The 20,781-nt window shown below is 34.1% G+C and carries 18 protein-coding genes and 1 tRNA gene; 2 read left to right on the top strand and 17 right to left on the bottom strand.

Annotated features, from left to right (window positions below):
- Nucleotides 1–66: 66 nt before the first annotated feature.
- Nucleotides 67–4,941, bottom strand: coding sequence for a hypothetical protein (locus Gromo_RS00975; protein WP_231159147.1), 4,875 nt, complete (start codon nucleotides 4,939–4,941; stop codon nucleotides 67–69).
- Between the two features lie 263 nt (nucleotides 4,942–5,204).
- Here Gromo_RS00975 and Gromo_RS00980 point away from each other — a divergent pair, with 263 nt between their 5' ends.
- Nucleotides 5,205–6,146, top strand: coding sequence for a tyrosine-type recombinase/integrase (locus Gromo_RS00980; protein ID WP_231159150.1), 942 nt, complete (start codon nucleotides 5,205–5,207; stop codon nucleotides 6,144–6,146).
- Nucleotides 6,147–6,432: 286 nt separating this feature from the next.
- Here Gromo_RS00980 and Gromo_RS00985 read toward each other — a convergent pair whose 3' ends face one another.
- The 14 genes from Gromo_RS00985 to rpmH all read right to left on the bottom strand — a co-directional run bounded on the left by Gromo_RS00985 (nucleotide 6,433) and on the right by rpmH (nucleotide 18,731).
- Nucleotides 6,433–6,981 (bottom strand): MotA/TolQ/ExbB proton channel family protein, encoded by a 549-nt coding sequence (locus Gromo_RS00985; protein WP_231159152.1) that lies wholly within the window; start codon nucleotides 6,979–6,981, stop codon nucleotides 6,433–6,435.
- An 84-nt stretch (nucleotides 6,982–7,065) separates the two neighbouring features.
- Nucleotides 7,066–7,776, bottom strand: a complete 711-nt coding sequence (locus tag Gromo_RS00990) for a Bax inhibitor-1/YccA family protein (protein WP_231159153.1) — start codon at nucleotides 7,774–7,776, stop codon at nucleotides 7,066–7,068.
- 230 nt (nucleotides 7,777–8,006) lie between these two features.
- Nucleotides 8,007–8,372 carry a 50S ribosomal protein L17 gene (gene rplQ / locus Gromo_RS00995; RefSeq protein WP_231159156.1) on the bottom strand — a complete coding sequence of 122 codons (366 nt, stop codon included), beginning with the start codon at nucleotides 8,370–8,372 and terminating at the stop codon, nucleotides 8,007–8,009.
- Between the two features lie 29 nt (nucleotides 8,373–8,401).
- The gene (locus Gromo_RS01000; RefSeq protein WP_231159160.1) at nucleotides 8,402–9,559 is read right to left on the bottom strand and encodes a DNA-directed RNA polymerase subunit alpha; all 1,158 of its coding nucleotides are present in this window, start codon (nucleotides 9,557–9,559) and stop codon (nucleotides 8,402–8,404) included.
- Nucleotides 9,560–9,561: 2 nt separating this feature from the next.
- On the bottom strand, nucleotides 9,562–9,990 hold the full coding sequence (gene rpsK / locus Gromo_RS01005) for a 30S ribosomal protein S11 (protein ID WP_231159172.1): 429 nt from the start codon (nucleotides 9,988–9,990) through the stop codon (nucleotides 9,562–9,564).
- Between the two features lie 38 nt (nucleotides 9,991–10,028).
- Nucleotides 10,029–10,379, bottom strand: coding sequence for a 30S ribosomal protein S13 (gene rpsM / locus Gromo_RS01010; protein ID WP_231159181.1), 351 nt, complete (start codon nucleotides 10,377–10,379; stop codon nucleotides 10,029–10,031).
- Nucleotides 10,380–10,442: 63 nt separating this feature from the next.
- The gene (locus tag Gromo_RS01015; RefSeq protein WP_231159183.1) at nucleotides 10,443–11,501 is read right to left on the bottom strand and encodes a prolipoprotein diacylglyceryl transferase; all 1,059 of its coding nucleotides are present in this window, start codon (nucleotides 11,499–11,501) and stop codon (nucleotides 10,443–10,445) included.
- A gap of 11 nt (nucleotides 11,502–11,512) precedes the next feature.
- Nucleotides 11,513–13,012, bottom strand: coding sequence for an Npt1/Npt2 family nucleotide transporter (locus Gromo_RS01020; protein WP_231159185.1), 1,500 nt, complete (start codon nucleotides 13,010–13,012; stop codon nucleotides 11,513–11,515).
- A 102-nt stretch (nucleotides 13,013–13,114) separates the two neighbouring features.
- Nucleotides 13,115–13,191: transfer RNA gene (locus Gromo_RS01025), tRNA-Met, on the bottom strand.
- Nucleotides 13,192–13,269: 78 nt separating this feature from the next.
- The gene (locus Gromo_RS01030; RefSeq protein ID WP_231159195.1) at nucleotides 13,270–13,497 is read right to left on the bottom strand and encodes a hypothetical protein; all 228 of its coding nucleotides are present in this window, start codon (nucleotides 13,495–13,497) and stop codon (nucleotides 13,270–13,272) included.
- A 77-nt stretch (nucleotides 13,498–13,574) separates the two neighbouring features.
- Complete coding sequence (locus Gromo_RS01035) at nucleotides 13,575–13,742, bottom strand: Sec-independent protein translocase subunit TatA/TatB (RefSeq protein WP_231159197.1); 168 nt, start codon at nucleotides 13,740–13,742, stop codon at nucleotides 13,575–13,577.
- 54 nt (nucleotides 13,743–13,796) lie between these two features.
- Complete coding sequence (gene argS / locus Gromo_RS01040; RefSeq protein WP_231159199.1) at nucleotides 13,797–15,500, bottom strand: arginine--tRNA ligase; 1,704 nt, start codon at nucleotides 15,498–15,500, stop codon at nucleotides 13,797–13,799.
- Between the two features lie 158 nt (nucleotides 15,501–15,658).
- Nucleotides 15,659–18,502 (bottom strand): isoleucine--tRNA ligase, encoded by a 2,844-nt coding sequence (gene ileS, locus Gromo_RS01045; RefSeq protein WP_231159201.1) that lies wholly within the window; start codon nucleotides 18,500–18,502, stop codon nucleotides 15,659–15,661.
- Between the two features lie 97 nt (nucleotides 18,503–18,599).
- A complete protein-coding gene (gene rpmH / locus Gromo_RS01050) occupies nucleotides 18,600–18,731 on the bottom strand; it encodes a 50S ribosomal protein L34 (RefSeq protein ID WP_231159205.1) in 132 nt (43 codons plus the stop codon).
- A gap of 107 nt (nucleotides 18,732–18,838) precedes the next feature.
- On the opposite strand from rpmH, the gene rnpA reads away from it, so the two are divergent.
- Nucleotides 18,839–19,198, top strand: coding sequence for a ribonuclease P protein component (rnpA, locus tag Gromo_RS01055; RefSeq protein WP_231159206.1), 360 nt, complete (start codon nucleotides 18,839–18,841; stop codon nucleotides 19,196–19,198).
- Here rnpA and Gromo_RS01060 read toward each other — a convergent pair.
- Together Gromo_RS01060 and Gromo_RS01065 are read right to left on the bottom strand one after the other, a co-directional pair.
- Nucleotides 19,182–19,628 (bottom strand): signal peptidase II, encoded by a 447-nt coding sequence (locus Gromo_RS01060; protein WP_274381157.1) that lies wholly within the window; start codon nucleotides 19,626–19,628, stop codon nucleotides 19,182–19,184. The two genes, rnpA and Gromo_RS01060, sit on opposite strands and share 17 nt — an antisense overlap.
- Nucleotides 19,629–19,682: 54 nt before the next feature.
- The gene (locus Gromo_RS01065) at nucleotides 19,683–20,675 is read right to left on the bottom strand and encodes a hypothetical protein (protein ID WP_231159210.1); all 993 of its coding nucleotides are present in this window, start codon (nucleotides 20,673–20,675) and stop codon (nucleotides 19,683–19,685) included.
- Between the last annotated feature and the right edge of the window lie 106 nt (nucleotides 20,676–20,781).

Consider the following 20,781-nt stretch of genomic DNA (forward strand, 5'->3'; position numbering starts at 1 on the left):
CATAATTATTCTTATTACAAGATATCAATTAACTTTAAAAAAATTTACTTTGAACCATATCAAGTTTTATTTTCTTTTTTTATCCTTATTTCCATGATTGTTTTCATGTGGCATCATCACCATTCTATATCTACTTTTCGTCTTTTGGGCTTTATTTATAATAATTCCAAAGCGATTATCATCAAGTCTAAACAATCTTAGTGATTGATTTGGCAAATTAAAACGAAATTTAATGTCTCTCTCAGAATCCTGATTATCTGACTTGAGCAAAGTTATCTCTTCAATTTTATCTGTTTTCAATACAACCGCATAATCACTTAAATGTGATGCACTATCGATAAAATTAATAATGTCTATAACGTTATAAGCGCCAGTATTATCAGGAAAAACCTCAACACCCTCATAATACATAGAATGATCGTTTTCACAAACATGAGGAATATGATTATTATATTCGTCAGAAATAACATCTACTTTAGATTCTCTTATCTTAAACTCAGGCAAATTTTTTTCATTTACAATCTCAGGATTAGCATGAAGATTAACACTCATATAAGGTTGTGAATCAATTTTCTGCTGAGCATTAAACAATTTCCAGTAATTTTTATGAATTTTTTGTCGTTGATGAGGATCATAATGAATTAAAACATGATCAGAGCATATGTCTTGATGATAGTGATCGCCATCTGATGTTTTCATAGAATTATCAACAAATCGAGAATTTATATCAAAATATATCAATTCAGTAACAGATTCAGTCTGCACTTCCTGATCAGACATTTGATGAGGCGACCCAGTCTGCACTTCCTGATTCTGAGACTCGAATGCCGTTTGCACTTCCTGATTCTGAGACTCGAATGCCGTTTGCACTTCCTGATCAGACATTTGATGAGGTGACCCAGTTTGCACTTCCTGATCAGACATTTGATGAGGTGACCCAGTCTGCACTTCCTGATTCTGAGACTCGAATGCCGTTTGCACTTCCTGATTCTGAGACTCGAATGCCGTTTGCACTTCCTGATTCTGAGACTCGAATGCCGTTTGCACTTCCTGATTCTGAGACTCGAATGCCGTTTGCACTTCCTGATTCTGAGACTCGAATGCCGTTTGCACTTCCTGATTCTGAGACTCGAATGCCGTTTGCACTCCCTGATTCTGAGACTCGAATGCCGTTTGCACTTCTTTCGCAAGCATTTGAGGAGATACCTGAATCTCAACACCCTTAATAGATGTATCTGCAGTCTGAGTATCTCTCTCTATAAACGTTTTAGATTTCAGAGCATCAAATTCCTTTCTTAATAGATTTAACTGATTATGCAAAATTTCTTTTTGATGAGTCGTATCTATCAAAGCATCATGTAGCTGTAGATTCTCTGTTTTTTGCACCCTCAGAGCCGCTAACTGCTGCTCGTGCTGCTGCCTCAGAGCCGCCAGCTGCTGATCTTTCTCAGCCACCTGCTGCTCGTGCTTCTGCTTCAGAGCCACCAACTGCTGCTCGTTATCGGCCACCTGCTGCCTCAGAGCCACCACCTGCTGCTCGTGCTGCTGCCTCAGAGCCGCCAGCTGCTGATCTTTCTCAGCCACCTGCTGCTCGTTATCGGCCAGCTGCTGCCTCAGAGCCACCACCTGCTGATCTTTCTCAGCCACCTGCTGCTCGTGCTGCTTCCGCAAATCCGCCAGCTCCCGATCTTTCTCAGCCACCTGCTGCCTCAAATCCGCTAACTCCCGATCTTTCTCAGCCACCTGCTGCCTCAAATCCACCACCTGCTGCTCGTTATCGGCCACCTGCTGCCTCAGAGCCACCACCTGCTGCTCGTGCTGCTGCCTCAGAGCCACCACCTGCTGATCTTTCTCAGCCACCTGCTGCTCGTTATCGGCCAGCTGCTGCCTCAGAGCCACCACCTGCTGATCTTTCTCAGCCACCTGCTGCTCGTGCTGCTTCCGCAAATCCGCCAGCTCCCGATCTTTCTCAGCCACCTGCTGCCTCAAATCCGCTAACTCCCGATCTTTCTCAGCCACCTGCTGCCTCAAATCCACCACCTGCTGCTCGTGCTGCTGCCTCAGAGCCACCACCTGCTGCTCGTTATCGGCCAGCTTCTGCCTCAAATCCGCCAGCTGCTGCTCGTTATCGGCCAGCTTCTGCCTCAAATCCGCCAGCTGCTGCTCGTTATCGGCCAGCTTCTGCCTCAGAGCCACCACCTGCTGCTCGTGCTGCACCTTCAGAGCCACCACCTGCTGCTCGTTATCGGCCAGCTGCTTCCGCAAATCCGGCAACTGCTGCTCGTTATCGGCCACCTGCTGCTCGTGCTTCTGCTTCAGAGCCACCAACTGCTGCTCGTTATCGGCCAGCTGCTTCCGCAAATCCGCCAACTGCCGCTCATTATCGGCCACCTGCTGCTTCAGAGCCACCACCTGCTGCTCGTGCTGCACCTTCAGAGCCACCACCTGCTGCTCGTTATCGGCCAGCTTCTGCCTCAAATCCACCACCTGCTGATCGTTATCGGCCAGCTTCTGCCTCAAATCCGCCAACTGCTGCTCGTGCTTCTGCTTCAGAGCCACCACCTGCTGCTCGTTATCGGCCAGCTTCTGCCTCAAATCCACCACAGCCTGCGATTCAGCTAATTGATCTGCTAAACTTTCTACCACATGACCACCTGCTTCATAATCAGAAAAATCTGCATCAAATGAATTTGATGGCAAGTCATCATGTTGCTCACGCAGTATCTTATTTTCCCCACGCAATTCATCATTTTCCCCACGCAGTATCTTATTTTCTCCACGCAATATATTATATTGAGCAAGCAATTCCTCATTTTCACCAAGCAATGTCTTATATTCACTAAGCAATTCCTCATTTTCTCCACGCAATTGATTATTTTCACCACACAATTCCTCATTTTTCCCACGCAATTGATTATTTTCCCCACGCAATTGATTATTTTTATCACGCAATTCATTCAAACAAGGACGTACTTCTAATAATTCTGCTTCTAATGCTTCATTCTTTTGTTGAAAAGAATCCAACTGTCGATTTATTTCCACTAAATGTTGACTTTGAAGATTATAATTCTCAATTATACCTGCTCCAAATAGCAAAGAATCGACTATTGATTCTCCATAACCTGCAAATTGAGGATGCTTTTTTAGTTCAGAATATTGAGATAGCAGATTAACACCACCACCTGGCTTAGTAGAATCAATACGATACTTCAGATCACTCATACAACTATTAATAAGGCCAACCAAATATCCAGTAATCTTCTGTATAGACTCTTTATCAACACCTCCTATGCGAAAGAGAATTAATCCTTGATTAATAAGATTTACAGCAGAAAACCCCTTAATATTTCGAGTATAATATTCGACCTCCTTAAGATTATTAATATTATTACGTAACTCTCTAGGCAAATAAGCATCAATGGTATGCATACATATAGGAAGTTCTTCTTTATCATATACAATACGACCTAATCCTTCCTCGAGAAAAATTAATCCTTGACTAATAACATCCGGATTAGTTTTATCCAAGGTATCCACCACTATCAGATCTAAGCTTCCGTCAGGGTCTATCTGTTCTTCTTCACTAATTGATTGGTGCAAAAAATCTAGCCTCACCTTTTTTGGTGAGTTAGTCACCATCAATTTAGTCAGGTGATTCAGTTGCTTCATCAACGCATTAAAGTGATCTGGAGATTCATCACTCTCTGAATTTTGCTGATTTTCTTTTTGTATGGGTGATTGATGAATGATTTTAATGCATTCCAGTTCTTTTATAGCAGAATCTAGAGCTTTATTTTTTTCTTCAAGCTCAATCACTTTTTCAGTACGCGCTTCGCATATTCTAACTAACTGCTTATTATGCATATCTAGCTCTGCAATTGACTGTTCATGAAGATTGTTTTTATTTCTAAGACGTTCTATCTCTGCATTGGCTTGATCGAGACATAGAGCGTACTCTTGATTTGTTGCTTTTAAAGATACCTGATATTCATGGTCCCGTTTATTTTGTTCATAAGATACACTAAGCTCATCTATAATGGATGGTATTATATTACTTACAAAATCCATAAGAGAAATTGGAGCGTCTAATCCACATGACTTACTAAGGGTTTCTGAATGCTTTTTCAGCTCATCTATAATGGATGGTATTACATTACTTACAAAATCCATAAGAGAAATTGGAGCGTCTAATCCACATGACTTACTAAGGGTTTCTGAATGCTTTTTCAGCTCATCTATAATGGATGGTATTACATTACTTACAAAATCCATAAGAGAAATTGGAGCGTCTAATCCACATGACTTACTAAGGGTTTCTGAATGCTTTTTCAGCTCATCTATCATCCTGATGAATTGTAGTGTAGGCTCCCCTTCGTCACCCAATTCTTTAGATAAATCAAGGTTTTCACACAATTGTATAATAAACTTTTCAAGTATCTGTAATCTTTCAAGTTTTTCTGCTACATCTCCATCTTGATTAAATTGCTCATCTTGCTTGGATTTTTTTACAAATTTATCCTCAGAACTTGCACATTGCAACTGAAGAAATTGCACTTCCTCCTCTAATACTGCAATGCGTGAGTCCCTCTCTTTCAATTCGAGTTTTAATTTTTCTATTTCATCAAGACTATTACGTGATTTAATCTCATATTCCAACTCTAGACGGGGTGAAATTGCCTCCGTAGATGGGCTATTCGGTTGAAGAGATTGATTAGGAAGCTCATCAATTAACTTTGCAAATAACTGTATCACACTATAAGTACCTGAGTTTCCACCTTGTACAATAATTTTATGCAATTGCGCACTGAGTCTATTAAATGCTTCTAATTGAGTACTTGACTCAGGACAAGTTGCCTCCAAATTAGAATTAGAACACATAGAAACTGTACTCCACATTGGTAAAATCGTAGTACAAACTATTAATATGACCTTTTTCTTCATACTTTATACCTCTGCAAGTCCATTTATTTAACAATAACATTTAATAATATATGATTAAACCCAAACAAACAAATAGTATGTATAGAAAATTTTGCTGTTTTATATAAAATGGTTCAAGTAAAATACAATAAATAAATTATATTTACTATACTAAATACTAAGGCTATTCAATAAATAACATAATTAAACAAAAAAAATAAAATTTTCTCGTTGCATTCAGTTGATAAATAGCATATCTTTTATACTAGTTTTTTGTATCAAAAATGCAAGATATACTTCAAGATGAAGTTATAAAATTATTAACAGACTATGAATCATGGATTTTGCATGAAAAGGCTTACGCAAAAAACACTTTATTCAACTACAAAAATGACATTAAATCACTGTTAATGTTTATGTTTGACAAACAAAAATGCAAAATTTCCTTAAGGGATATAAAGATGACCACTCCATCCTTAATTCGTGAATTTATGACCTCAAAAATCATTTGCAAAAACAGCAAAAAACGCACTTTATCATCAATAAAATCACTACATAAATTCATGATTAAAAAAAAAATATTAAGTGAGAGCCACATTTTATGCATGGAACAAGGGAAAGGTGAAAAACCAATTCCAAAACCAATCTCATACGAAGAAATCGTTAATATTATTAACAATTCTCCCAACAAACTTGCTCGCGCAGTATTTTTTTCTCTGTACGCAACGGGATTACGAATATCAGAACTCCTTTCACTGAGATTAACCGATCTCACATGCATGATACAAAAAAGAGAAATAATAGTAAAAGGAAAAGGAGAGAAAGAAAGATTAGTACCAATTATAAGCAAACAAATAAAACTGATTATAGATTATTTGTCAGAAAAATATAAAATTCACGAATCAGAATTCGAAAACTTGATTCAACAAAAATCAAATGAATTCATATTTTCCTCGAAAAGAAATGTGGATAAACCACTGTCAGCGAGGTATATTCAGATAATCATGAAAACAATCATTGAAAAAAATGGAATACATAAAAGATATACACCTCATAGCTTTCGCCACAGCTTTGCATCTCACATGATTGAAGATGGAGCTCCCATTCGTCATGTTCAAGAATTGATGGGCCACAAATCCATAAGATCGACTCAAATATACACAAAAATAGATACTAGAAAATTCATTGCAAATCATCAAAAATTCCATCCTCGAAATAATAATTGAAGATGGAGCCCGTTGTTCAAGAATTGATGCATCACAAATCCATAAGATCGACTCAAATATACACAAAAATAGATACTAGAAAATTCATCAAACCATCAAAAATTCCATCCTCGAAATAATAATTGAAGTGAAGCCCGTTGTTCAAGAATTGATGGGCCACAAATCCATAAGATCGACTCAAATATACACAAAAATAGATACTAGAAAATTCATTGCAAATCATCAAAATGGTGACAATCAAAAATTTATCAACAAGCAAGATTCATATAAATTTATCTCGAGACAATTACTTGCGATCCACACCAACTCCCTTCAATTTCTTTAACAAAGAGTAAAGACTAGACTCAATTCCATCCAAATCAGAAGATATTTTGTTATACGCCAAAGTCGAAGGAATCGCAACCAACAAACCAATAGCAGTAGCAAGCAAAGACTCTGCAATTCCTGGAGCTATAGCGGCAATTCCGACATCACTTGCCATAGCCCTAAAGCTTGACATTATACCCCATACAGTTCCCAATAAACCTATAAAAGGAGATATCGAACCAACCGAAGCTATATAGTCTATCCCACTTCTCAAATCAAAAATATAATCATCAACAACAGATTCCATGGTAAAAAAATTTATAGACCCTCGTTCTGCCATTCTATTCATGTAAGCATAGAATTTCACAGAAAATTCGCCTCTAAGAGAAGAAATACTAGATATAAAAGAAAAAACAGAAGAAGACATAGATAAAGAAGAATGTAAATCTCTACATAAACCTTTTGCAGACGAAATTTGCCTAACCTTAATAAAGATAAATCCCCAAGACCAAATAGATATTAAAAACATAGCTATCATCAATATTTTTACGAACAAAGATGACAACAAAAAAAGCTCAATCAGAAACACCTCAGCAACCTCCGCAATAACAGATCAATCATTTCTCCTGTTACCAAAAAAACGCAACATAAACACAAACAAATTAACGAAATTCACGTACAGAGACAAAGAGCCAATTATAGCAATCTTGTTTAAACTCTCACCATTCATAGAGTAATGAGAATGAATAGATATTAAATTCTGAATATTATAAGCAGTCAAAGCAGTAAAAACTACAACTCCAATGAGAGAAATAACAAAATCGAGTGAACTACTCTTAATGAATATATTAAGAACAGAAGCAATCATTATTCCAACAACACCCATAAACATAAACATTCCCATGTAAGACAAGTCTTTTTTTGTACTTCTACCATATATAGCAGCAGACAAAAAAACTCCAGAAGTCACAAAAAAAGTCCTAGCTATACTCTCTCCTGTGTACAAAAGAAAAACTGAAGACATAGAAACAGCCATTAGCATACAATATAGCCAAAATAAATTTTGCAACATATAAACACTCATAGATTGAAACCTAGCACTAATGTACATAGACACACCAAGAGGCGCGAGAGCAAAAACAAAAAACAAAGGTGTGCTAAAAATAGCATGCATGACGTGAGGCATATTAGAAAGAATCAATGAAAGCACGCCAGTAAGAGCCAAGCCTCCAGACATAAACAAAAAAACTCTAGATAGAAAAGAACGAACATCAACCGACATGTTATACCCCATGCGAGGGTTTTGCCCATAATTTATTTGCATATCAGATCACCAGACCAAAGTTATGACAATTATACAAGCAATTTTCACAAAATACAAATCAAAAAACAATTAAGTAGACAAATAAAAATATAAGAAACATCAATATAATCTTGAAAATTTATTTACAATCAAAAAACACCCTACCGAAGTTTAGTAGAAAGACACAAAACACAAGTAGATGATAAAAGTATCAAAGAATAGAAATCAATCCAATGAAATAACTTTGGAAGTTATACAAGCTGAATGTATGCCATCTCAGAACCGTCACCCAATCTGTATCCAGCGCGCACAATTCTAGTATATCCACCATTCCTATCTTGATATTTTTTCCCTATTTCATCAATCAATTTACATGCAACGTCAGGAGATTGCACACTACCATGCAAAATAGAAATTATCCTTCTTCTAGAATACAAATCTCCTTTCTTTCCAAGAGTTATCAACCTCTCAGCAAATGGCCTCAAAGCCTTTGCTTTAGTTATAGTAGTCTTTATTTTATCACCAGACAAAAACAAAGACATACTCAAACTTGACAACAAAAATTCTCTATTTCTTCCACCTTTCGTAAGTTTATAACGCAAAATATTATGTCGCATTTTTACACCTCCTCATAATCTCGATCAATTTATGATACACCATCATCACCACCATCACCATCCTCTACAGAAAAACTATCACCCCTAGAATTCCCAAAATAAGCAGCATTATATGCAGCTGTATCCTCATTCACTTCAGTCATCATATCCAAAATTCGCTGAGGAATATCCATCCCAAGAGACAACCCCTGAGAAGCAAGCACACTTTTTACCTCAAGAAGGGACTTATGACCAAAATTCGCTATAAAAAGCAATTCTTTATCTGTCATTTGCACCAATTGCCAAATCTTCATAGGACGATCTACCCCACCTCTCTCCTTTTGCATATTCCGCAAACAGTTACTAGAGCGAACCGTCAACTCAAGCTGATCAACACTTCTCATCAATTTTTCACAGAGATCACTATCGGAACTTTTCATGATATTATCATCATAAAGCCCCGTAGATTTACTTTCCAGAACCTTCATATCACCAGAAATTTTAGCAAACTGATTCACCAAAAAACTAGCAGACTTTTTAACTACATCATCAGGAGTAATGGAACCATCCGTACGAACATTTAAAGTCAATCTCTCACACTTTTGCCCATCTGGAGATCTAATCTCATCTATAACAAAAGAGAAAGACTCAACAGGAGAATAATTAGAACTTACAGGCATAGACAATCCTTCAATATTCCACAAATACTTCTCATCATCATCAGAATGAAAAGATTTCTCAACAAATCCTATTCCGGATTTTACCAATATATATATATCTAGTTCTCGTGCTTCAGATATCTCACAAATATAAGTTTCAGGATTAATACAAGAAACATCATCATTATGAACAATCGAATTCCCATTAACTATACAGGGACCAACGGCATGTACATGCAAAAGAACAGGAGATTTTAAACTATCGCCAGAACAACGAAATCTAAGAGCTTTGAGATTTGTCAAAATATCCACAACATCCTCAATTACTCCAGAAACATTTGAAAACTCATGCCGAACACCAGGAATTTTTACAGCACAAACCGCAATACCCTCCATCGAAGAAAAAGCAACTCTCCGTAATGAATTACCAAAAATGACTCCAAATCCATATTTGAAAGGTTCAACAATAACAGAACCACTTCTCCCCTTATCAGATAAATTCCTATATAAAACCTTATAAGGTTCCAATACATATCTCGCAGAAAACATATTTATACTCTTCTCCTTTTTCTTGGTGTCGGACCATTGTGTGGTACTGGAGTAACATCATATATATCCGAAATTGGCAATCCAACACTAGCCAACCCACGTACAGCTGCATCTTTTCCTGGACCAGGACCTTTAACATATACTCCTTCCAAATTTTGCAAACCATACTCAGATTGAGCCTTTCTGAGTACAAACTCTGCAGTAACCTGAGCAGCATGAGGAGTCGATTTTCTAGGACCACTAAACCCCCTAGCTCCAGAAGAAGACGCACATATAACATTCCCAAATTGATCTGTCAAAGTCACTATAGTGTTATTAAAACTCGCATTCACAAACACTTTACCAGAAGTTACAGTCTTCAATTTTCTCTTGACTATAGATCCAGTCTTAGATCCACCTTTTAACGACCTACTTTTATCATTACGACTCATAAACAATCTCCAATTAAATCAAAAAAAATCAACAACAATCAAATTGTCTTCAAAGAACGTCGAGTTTTAGCATTTGTATGAGTTCTCTGCCCCCTGCAAGGCAAACCCCTTATATGCCTTAGCCCTCTATAGCAACCTATATCAATCAATCTCCTGATATCATTACGCACCTGAGTCCTAAGATCTCCACCAACCTTGTAATTATTGTCTATGATGGAACGCATAAAAATGATCTGCTCATTAGTCAAATCCTTAATTCTAACAGAAGGATCGAGATTCATATCTTGTCTTATCTTCAAGGCAGTCTTCTTTCCAATCCCATAGATGTAACTCAAAGATATTTCAACTCGCTTATCTGATGGAATAGTAGTTCCAGATATGATCAACATTCATCAAAAAAACAAAAACATGCTTCATAATGTGTGATATTTGCAAAATTGTCAATAATAACATCAATTCTTTAGATTATTTTTCTCACGAACAACTTCAATAAACTTTAAGAAATTCATTAAAAATCCAAAAAATATCATAAAAATACAAAAAATTTGCCCTATAGGGATTAAACAAACCACTATTTCTGGTTCTTTAAATGATTCACAAAACACTCGAAAAATTCCGTAAGATAATAAAAATGTTGAAAAAATCGCCCCATTTCGTAGAATATACGATAGTCGCAAAAAATACATCACAAAGAAATTTGTGCACAAATATATCAAAATTAAAAAAATATTAAATAAAAACAACACGTAACTTCCTACTAAAATGCAATACATTGCTCCTAAAATAAGAATAGACAACAAAATTGGAATAAAATTCCACCAAATTTTCATAAAAATATCAAAAAATCTTTTGTTCAGAACTAAACAATCAAAACTAGTTTTATATTTTTTAATAACATTAAATTTGGAAATTCTATTAAAATAATGCGAATTATGTGTATCAAAATTCTTCAAAACCATCATAAGATATAACACTCCAAACAGAGCAAATCCCTCTAAAAAAGCCTCATATAACTGAGAAGGATGTCTAATAAAGCCATCACCAAAATCAACTCCATACAAAAAAGGAGGAGCCAACTTAATTCCAATTAATTCAGAATTTATAAAATTACCCAACCTAACTAAAAACAATCCGATCGGCGACCAAAATGCAAAACAATCAGCAATTTGAAAGAACGAAAATTTGCGAGTGATAGATAAACGCCAGAGACAAACAATTACACCGATTAAACCACCATGAAATGACAATCCACCACTCCTAATAGAAAAAATAGACCAGGGATTCGACAAAAATTCATCAAAATTGTAAACCAAAACATCAAAAATTCTAGCACAAACTATCATGCTAATTAAACTAAAATTAAAAATTTCAGCTAATAAAATACGATCTAAACCAAAGACACAAGCATAAGTAACTGAAAAGCGCCCAACTAGCAAAACAGATGCAGAATATAATACTCCGTACCAATATATTGGAAAACCAAAGACATACAATGCAACAGGGTCAAGCATAAACTAGAAGACTACTCTGCAGACTTAGCTTTCTCAGCAAGCTTCCTCTCATACATAGTAGATAATTTCTTAACACCAAATATCCAACTCAGAGACACAATAGTAAAAACTACTACCGCATAAGGCACACACGAAATTATATTACCACTAAATATAGATAGCAAAATTATCCACAAATAACTTCCACCAGCCTTACCCAATCGACCTCCAACAACATCAACAGCAGCCTTACCTCTAGCCCTCAAATCAGGATCAAGCGGAATATACGCCATCTCCTTTGTTGGATCAAATAAAATATACTTAGAACCTTTTCCAAATATATTTTGGACCGCACCTACATAAGTCGCAAAGGCCAGCGCAGTATAACCAACCGTGTCCATAAAGTAATTATCAAAGGCCTCATTATTACTCAGGAGCAAAAATACAATAAATAAAGATCCTGTAATAAACATAACCGCAGGTGTAATAACTGCACCAGTGAACCACTTAAATTTAGACAATATTTTCTGAGCAACAAGAGTAGAGCACACAACAAAAATACCAGTATTTTGAGAGACACTACCCATAAAATATGCATACATTTGCTTGTTACCATCAAATCTAATTGCTAGCTGTTTTTTCCAGATTATCTCTATAATATTTATTGACATACCATAAGCAAATACCATCAACCCAATCAAAGCAATATATGGTGACTGAAAAACCTCTTTCAAACCATCTTTCAGACTAATCTTTACCTTATTTTTGACATGCTTAGTTGTAGGACACAACTCTTTATCAGGAATGATCTTAAGCACAATATATCTATGACAAAGCATAGACATAACTCCAAAAAAAAGCAAAGCCAAACATAGATATTTCAAAACAATATCAAAATCCAAATCATTTGAAGGATCAGAGACCACTTTTATGACTTGACCAGATAAAATAAGAGCAAAATTAGAAACAATACCAAACAAAGGATAATACCTTTTAGCCTGTTCACTAGTAACAATGTCATTAGAAAACTGCCAAAATAGCAAAGACAATACAGTTCCACCCCATAATTCGGCCATAACATAAAACAAAATATACGACCAAACTTTAAACATCAGAAAGATCATCCTCATGGAGGGAACAAAAGACACCAAATTAGCAATAAAATCTTCGGATGGATGTACAACATCTCTAAAGGGGTACAATACAAACGCAAACAAAGTGAAAAATGTCAAAAATCCACCAATTATCCAATAAAACAAAACCTTAGAATCAAAAACAGATGACAACTTCATATACAGTATCGTAATCATTAGAGCAAAAACCACAATAAATATACCTTTAATATAAGGCACCAACTCAGTATTTGTACCAGGCAAAGTGTTAATCAAAACATCCTTTATGTCTCTCAATATTGTATAATTGAAGAGCATGCAAAACATTATAAAAGATAATGCAAAAAATTTCTTGAACTCATATCTTCCAATCTTTATGGAAGACAAAAATTTATCAGCTAAATAGCCAGAACTAGACACGTTAAATAAAAAACGCAAACTATAGAAGTGTATTACACTGACAGAAACATATCAATACAATTCTTTTAAAAAACTTACAAAAAAAAATTAACTACATACCGGTTACGGGGAATGGATTCGAACCACTGACCTTCAGGTTATGAGCCTGACGAGCTAAAACCAAACTGCTCTACCCCGCTCATTACATACAACAGTATGTCAAGACATTGTTACACACAACATAAAATATATCAATCATTATAAAAAAATAGATTCAATTATTTCTTACTATCATTATTTTCCTGCCCACTCTTCTTGCTTTTATTATTTTTATTTACTCTATTTCCTCCGATATCATACAAAATCCAAAATTCATGCTTACACTTATTCACAAAATCAGTAACAAATTTAAACATTCTACCCAAATAATAGCAAAAAACAGGAATGCGACGTCTATCAGATAAAATCATAAGCACAATCAGCACACATAATAAAAGCGAGATCAACAGAATCCTCCTAAATCAACCAAAAATACAATATAATATAAAAACAATTGATAATAAACAAAATTCATAACCAAATTCTATCTATTTCTTCTAAAATGGTTTCTTTTACGAGAAAAGTCATTTGCTCCACGCTTAAAATATCTCAAACCAAGTGCAAACTCTCTCATTATTCCAGATAGCCTCTTTCCGCCAAAAACCAAAAGCGCTACAAACGCAACCAAAATCAAGTGACTTGTACTTAACACGATACAACTCAATAAAAGTCTCATATTCTATCAACAAAATGACATACTTACAACTTAATCTCTCATTTCTTTATCTGGAAATATTCCTAATGCATTTAGACATGAATCAATTACAACAGATACTCCAAAACATATCAAAACCCTTCTCTGTGTAACGAACTCATCTCCTTTAATCATCAATCTAGCACCGAAATCCTCCTTGCCTTTATTCCACATAATATGAAACACTTTAGCAAACGCAATTAAAAAATTAATTATTCTGTGAGGAGCCCTATCATACGCCGCTGAGACAAACATTATCGGGCATTCTCTTATCATTTTCACAATATTTAACTCTTCAGATATAAGATTAGAGTAAAAATTCATATTCTTAATCATATCATCTAAAGAATCTTGCAAAGAAATTCCTTGTAATTTTTCGTATTGTCTAATCACAGAATTAGCTCGCACATAAGCGTAGTTTACATAAAAAACCGGATTATCAAGACTAGCAGATAGAGCAGATTTCATATCAAAATCAAAATGAGTATCAGGTTTTTTCATCAACATCATAAAACGCAATACATTTATACCAATTTTATCAACAACTTCTTGTACAGAAACAAAATTTCCAGACCTTTTTGACATCTTGACTGACACACCATCTTCTAACAGATTAACCATCTGCACTATCAAAATCTCCAACTTAGCTTTGTTGTTCAATACATTTACAACATCTTTTATAACCTTAACATGATTATCATGATCTGCTCCCCAAATATTTATCAGCAAATCAAATCCTCTGTTAATTTTATTCAAATGATAAGCAATATCAGTAGCAAAATATGTCCACTCACCTTTTGATTTCTTGAGAGGCCTTAGCGACAAATCTTCATTTGATGACTTAAACATCAACAATTTCTCTCCACTTGCAACACCTTTATTTGATAGCTTTTGATCTATATAATCCTCAACAATCAATTGATTTTTTTGCATTAAATCGTACATATCATCCATTTCTCGGCTATAAATAAGAGATTTTTCCGAAAAAAATACATCATGCTTAATATGTAACTTAGACAAATCACCTTTAATCCATTCAATCATTTCTGCAACACAGAAAGGTTTTATTACATCTATCACATCATTAGCGTCCAATAAATAAGTTTTATACTGATCGACCAATTTCTGAGCAATCAAAAAGAGACTTTCATCAGGATAAGCAATATTCGAACAATCAACCTCAATTCCACACAATGACTTGTACCTTGCAAAGACAGATTCTGCAAGAGCATCCACCTGACCTCCACCATCATTTATATAGTACTCTCTTACTACATCGAACCCAATTTTTTGCATCAAATTAGCTACTGCATCACCGAAAATAGCAGATCTTGCGTGTCCAAGATGCAGTCTTCCTGTTGGATTTGCAGACACATACTCTACATTAACCTTCTTGTTAAGATCAAACATATTTAAGAATTTCCCATAGCAATAGTCACTCTTATTTTTGATACACTTAACAAGCTCAGTTTTAAAAATCGACAATTTGAAATTTATATTCAAGAATTCATTTAATATCAAGGCAGATTCAACACATTCATGAGAAAGAGCAGCTTTAACAATAGATTCATGGTGTTTTTGGCTCAACAATTTAGGTAAATTTGTAGATAAATCTCCATATTGCGAAGGAAATATACGAATCGCGGAAATATCTAGATCTGAATTTATAAAATTCAAAATATGTGTTACTATGTCACTCGCCAACAAATCAAGCATTCAAATATCAGACCAAAATCGTTAGATTGTAACATAGAATCTTATCAATTCATTTAAACTTAGAATATTTTCATAATCACTCTTCATTTACTTAGAATACATTTATTGACATATAAAGAACAAACAAACCGACAGTGAAATCATTATGTTAAAAAATATCAAATATTAAGCACATTTAAACATCTTTCACAAATACTGTTAATACCATTAAAGTATTTCCAACATCTCTGACATTTATTTCCACTTGCATGACAAACCTCAATCTGCGGTTCAGAAAATTCACCAACAGACTCAATCTCAACTGTAGATACACCAAAAAAATCACACACGTCAACTTTTTCTAGCAAAACTCCAATTTTATCATGCAAATGCAATTTCAAAGCACAACTTAGTCCACCAGAAATCAATTTTTCATTTCTCTTAACTTCAATCTTTTGATTAACATCGTCTTTCAGAGTAAAAAGATCTTCAAAAGACTCATACAAATCAAAATTTTGCCAATTTTTTGGAAATTCAAAATATGATAACAAATGAACACTCTCAACATTGAGCTCATAAAACAGATCACAGAACAAACCATCAGAATTTACACTAAACAAACACATCGCTTCTTTGTAATATTTCCATGCATCCTCCGAAGTAAAAGGCAAGATAGGAGATAACCACTTGATCAATGTATTCGCTAACAAAACCATAATAGTACGAACACTTTTGCGTTTTAATGACAAATTCGAATCGCAATATAGACAATCTTTTCGCAAATCCAAATACCTAGCAGATATATTTGAGCAAAAAGAATGAATATAATGAACAATTTTCTGAAAATCACACTCATCAAAAGATTTTTTTATTATTTCATCAAGGACAAATATTTCATGACAGACATATTTCTCCAAATCTGGCATATCTGCGTAATGAATAACTTCATTAACAGAAAATTCTCTAATAGAACCAATAAGATAGCGCAAAACATTTCGCATTTTTCTGTAAATATCCTTAACTCTATTAAGAATTTCCTCACTTATTCTAATATCACCAGTCACTTCAGATGATAGAGCCCACAACCTCATTATATCCGCACCATTATTCTTCAATAGCTCATCGATAGAAACGCCATTACCTTTAGATTTTGAAATTTTCATTCCATCTTTATCCATCAAAAACCCATGAGTTAAAATCTTCTTAAAAGGAGCACAATTTTGCAATACACACGACTCGATTAGAGATGACTGAAACCAACCTCTATGCTGATCAGAACCTTCAACGTAAATATCAGCACGGTCAGCATTTAACATATTTTTCGTAACAAAATTGTGAGTAGCCCCAGACTCAAACCAAACATCTATGACATCTCTAACAACATAATAGTTACTCTTATCGTATTTATCATTTATAAACGCAAAGACATCATCAGAAAAGCAAATATCAGCACCATTTTTAGCAACATGCTGAATAATTTTCGTCATAACTGCATCGTCATTTAAAGGTAAATTCGTACTCTTATTTACGAAAATAAACAAAGGAATTCCCCACATTCTCTGACGAGAAATGCACCAATCAGGGCGATTTTTAATCATACTGCTAATGCGGTTAGATGAATTGTTTGGAATAAACTCCACCTGATTCAATGCTGTCAAACATTTGTTTTTTAGACTTTCATCTATTCGTATAAACCATTGCGGAGTCATTCTAAAAATCAGAGGAGTATTAGATCTCCAAGAATAAGGATAACTGTGAGTAATTTTGTGAACAAAAAACAAATTCTCGCTTTGGTCAATCATATGCAAAATATCAGGAATAACATCAAATATATTTCGACCAACAAAGGATGGTATATCATCAGTAAAATTACCGTCAATTGAAACTGAATCTATAGCTTCAATATTATTCTTTTTACATAAAAAATAATCATCTAATCCATGAGATGGAGCAGTATGAACAAAACCTGTACCAACATTTGATTCAACATAATTCGCAGAAAGCAATGGCACTTCGAACGAATAGTCAGGAATTGCAGACAAACAATGGAAACATTTTCTGCCAGATAGATATGACCCATTTATCTCAGTTAAAACAATATAATTTTTTAAAAGATTTATGCTTTTCATCACGAATTGATAATTGAGACACTCATCACTAATGGTTAGTTTGGACACAAAATCACTTAACAAATCTTTTGCTATCAAAAACCTTTTTTTTGACTCATTTGAACCAAATTCAACTAGTGAATATACAATGTCATCACCATAAGCAATAGCACGATTACACGGCAGTGTCCATGTAGTAGTAGTCCAAATCAACACACTAATATTTTCAAACCCATTTATGTCACCAATAAGAGGAAACGCAACATAACACGCCGTGGAGACATGATTATCAACATACTGAATTTCGGCTTCAGCAAATGCAGTTTTTTCAGCAATCGACCACATAACAGGACGAGAGTCTCTATACACCAACCCCATTTTCACAAATTCAAAAAATACAGCCAAAATGTCTGCTTCAGACTTATAATCCATCGTGCTATAATACTCTTTTGAATTTGTCATCAATCCAATCTTGAGCAAGTCATTTTTTTGAACTTCAAGCCAATAATTTGCAAAATCCCTACAAGATTGACGGAATTCAACGACATTATTCATATCTTTTTTATTAGCTTTATACTCTTGTTCAACCTTCACTTCTATGGGCAGCCCATGACAATCCCACCCCCACAAAAAGCTTACTGCATAGCCTCTCATAGCTTTATTACGACATAACACATCTTTCAAGATGAAATTCAAAACATGACCTAAATGAGGCTTTCCATTAGCAAATGGAGGACCAGAATGCAAAATAAACTTGCCCTTAGAGCCAGAATTTTGAAGCTTATCGTATAACATTATATCTTTCCAAAAACTCAAAATCCTTGGCTCAGCATCACTCAAATTCGCTTTCATACTGAAATTAGTTTCAGGCAAAAACAAAGTATCCTTATAATCTTGAAAAGATGAAACAGTCATAACATCACAGAAACGTACTAATCAAGTGTACTAGGAATTCAAATCTCATCAATATAAAATGTTTGCAGAATAATAAAAATTCACATAAACATACAAATCACAAGCAAACTCTAGTACGTCCCTTTCTACGTCTTCTATTTAGAACATTAGAAGATCCATTTTTCATTCTCGCACGAAAACCATGCACCTTCTTTCTATGCAATTTATTTGGCTGATACGTCCTTTTCATAAAACATTCAACAATTTTTGCAATTGTACTACTCAACTTACTAATATGTCTATACTTAGATCAATCGGAGTAAAAATTCACTGCAGAATTCCAAAAAAAGAGTTATCATGGTTAAAAGTGTCTACAATATGAGAATCGAAACATTAAAAAAAAAGTGTCAATTTTCTTCGGTTTTTGAATCAAGTAAAACTTATACAACTGATATTTTTTCTCTCCACATAGCCAAAAACGCATGTAATCGTCAACGATTTGGCTTCATAATAACTAGAAAAATCGGGAATGCAGTAGAAAGAAACAGAATAAGAAGAAGAATAAAATCAGCAATATTTGAAATAATAAACGATCATGCTAAATCAGTAAATTCAACTAAAGACTTCATATTTATATGCAAAAGAAGCATACTCACATGTTCATATGTACACATAAAAGATGCAATAAAAACGCATTTGGTTAAGGTTTTTTCTTAAAAAGATCAATAGCATAAATAGCAACTCCAAGAGTAATACAGAAATCAGCAATATTGAATATAAACAATGTTTTGTTTAACATACGACATTCGATAAAATCTACAACTCCTTGAAAGAATATTCTGTCTATTAAATTTCCTATTCCACCAGAAATTATAAATATCATCCATAATTTAAGATTTAACTTTCGAAAATACAAATATATAGCAATCGATAACAAAAAAATAACTGAAAAAATAGAAATTAACATCAAGCTTTCCGAAAATAATCCAAAAGCAATACCAGTATTTTTAGTAAGATTAAAATAAATAGACAGTATATTCAAATCAAAAATCTCAATAGATTCAGAAAAATTCATGAATAATTGAACATAATACTTACACAATTGATCTATACAAACTAAAAAAATCAAAAAGATGAGTTTAATCACTAAAAGTTATTAGACTTTGCACTATGATTACACAAATTAACTGATTCAACAAAATTATTTTTTCGACCGTGCAGCAATTTTCACAATCTCTTCACATGACAATTCAAGAAAGTTAAAACACACTGAGATATAACTATTCAATAGAAACCACGCATCTACAGCAGAGTACTGATTAGGCTTCGCTCTTTTTGAAAAGTTTTGCTCTAACTCAGTAAGATATTCAAAAACAGGAGATGTAGAATCAATATTCTCAAGAGAAAAGCTTAAATCTCTTAACATTTGAATCCCAGAATTAACGACATGTAAAGTAATATTTGCAATCTTGGACATATCTGCATTTAAATCAGCAATTTTTGGATTAGCATAGTATTCTGCCATAATCTTGATTGGCTCATCAGACGATGAATGCCTTTGTATTATATCAATTAATATCATTATAGGATCAATTTTTTCAATTTTATCCTCAATCTCTCGAGATAATTGACATAAATGCCTAGCATCTTGAAATGCAGCAAAAATACGAGAATTCACTCTAAATAAATCATTTATTTGTTTCAAATCCTTTACTTGTTGATTTTCAAAAAAATCATGAAAGCCCCATCCATTCTCTAAAGTATAAGAACGGGAAAGAACGCTTTCATCCGATGACATTGGTTTTTCTTGCTTGATAAGTTGAGCAAGAGAAAGACGTACACTACCAGATGAACCATCCTCTTTTAATCTTATTTGTGAAAGCAACTTAGAATGTAAAATGAGCTCATTACCAATTACTATATTCTCTGAGTATTTTTTATATAATTCTCTTAATTTTTCTTTAACTTCTTCCTCACAACTATTTTCACTCTGTGAGGGTTTTATTCTAACAGAAGGAGCCATTTCATATTCGTTATTTACTCTCTTAAGAATAGACTGAACTTCATTTATAGCATCTGTATATACAGCTGTATCTAACTTATAATCAACACAATTAATTTTCATCGAATGAGATTCAATGAAAGCACCAAAAAGACAAACGATAAAAGACAAAAGCAATTTATTTTTCTGCATATTTAATATAAATAAATAGTTATTAGTATTCTCATATAATTATTATTATAAAATAGTTAATATTATTTCATTGAAGATTCGATAGACTAAAAAATAACCTATATGA

It is taken from the genome of Candidatus Gromoviella agglomerans (genome assembly GCF_021065005.1).
GTDB lineage: Bacteria > Pseudomonadota > Alphaproteobacteria > CAJXXZ01.

Bases quoted from the DNA above. Each gene is read 5' to 3' on its own strand.
- rpmH (WP_231159205.1), bottom strand. From the start codon at position 18,731: ATGAAAAGGACGTATCAGCCAAATAAATTGCATAGAAAGAAGGTGCAT.
- Gromo_RS00985 (WP_231159152.1), bottom strand. From the start codon at position 6,981: ATGTTTTTAATATCTATTTGGTCTTGGGGATTTATCTTTATTAAGGTT.
- rpsM (WP_231159181.1), bottom strand. From the start codon at position 10,379: ATGTTGATCATATCTGGAACTACTATTCCATCAGATAAGCGAGTTGAA.
- Gromo_RS00980 (WP_231159150.1), top strand. From the start codon at position 5,205: ATGCAAGATATACTTCAAGATGAAGTTATAAAATTATTAACAGACTAT.
- Gromo_RS00975 (WP_231159147.1), bottom strand. From the start codon at position 4,941: ATGAAGAAAAAGGTCATATTAATAGTTTGTACTACGATTTTACCAATG.
- rnpA (WP_231159206.1), top strand. From the start codon at position 18,839: ATGGTTAAAAGTGTCTACAATATGAGAATCGAAACATTAAAAAAAAAG.
- argS (WP_231159199.1), bottom strand. From the start codon at position 15,500: ATGCTTGATTTGTTGGCGAGTGACATAGTAACACATATTTTGAATTTT.
- rplQ (WP_231159156.1), bottom strand. From the start codon at position 8,372: ATGCGACATAATATTTTGCGTTATAAACTTACGAAAGGTGGAAGAAAT.
- Gromo_RS00990 (WP_231159153.1), bottom strand. From the start codon at position 7,776: ATGCAAATAAATTATGGGCAAAACCCTCGCATGGGGTATAACATGTCG.
- Gromo_RS01065 (WP_231159210.1), bottom strand. From the start codon at position 20,675: ATGCAGAAAAATAAATTGCTTTTGTCTTTTATCGTTTGTCTTTTTGGT.
- rpsK (WP_231159172.1), bottom strand. From the start codon at position 9,990: ATGAGTCGTAATGATAAAAGTAGGTCGTTAAAAGGTGGATCTAAGACT.
- Gromo_RS01015 (WP_231159183.1), bottom strand. From the start codon at position 11,501: ATGCTTGACCCTGTTGCATTGTATGTCTTTGGTTTTCCAATATATTGG.
- Gromo_RS01000 (WP_231159160.1), bottom strand. From the start codon at position 9,559: ATGTTTTCTGCGAGATATGTATTGGAACCTTATAAGGTTTTATATAGG.
- ileS (WP_231159201.1), bottom strand. From the start codon at position 18,502: ATGACTGTTTCATCTTTTCAAGATTATAAGGATACTTTGTTTTTGCCT.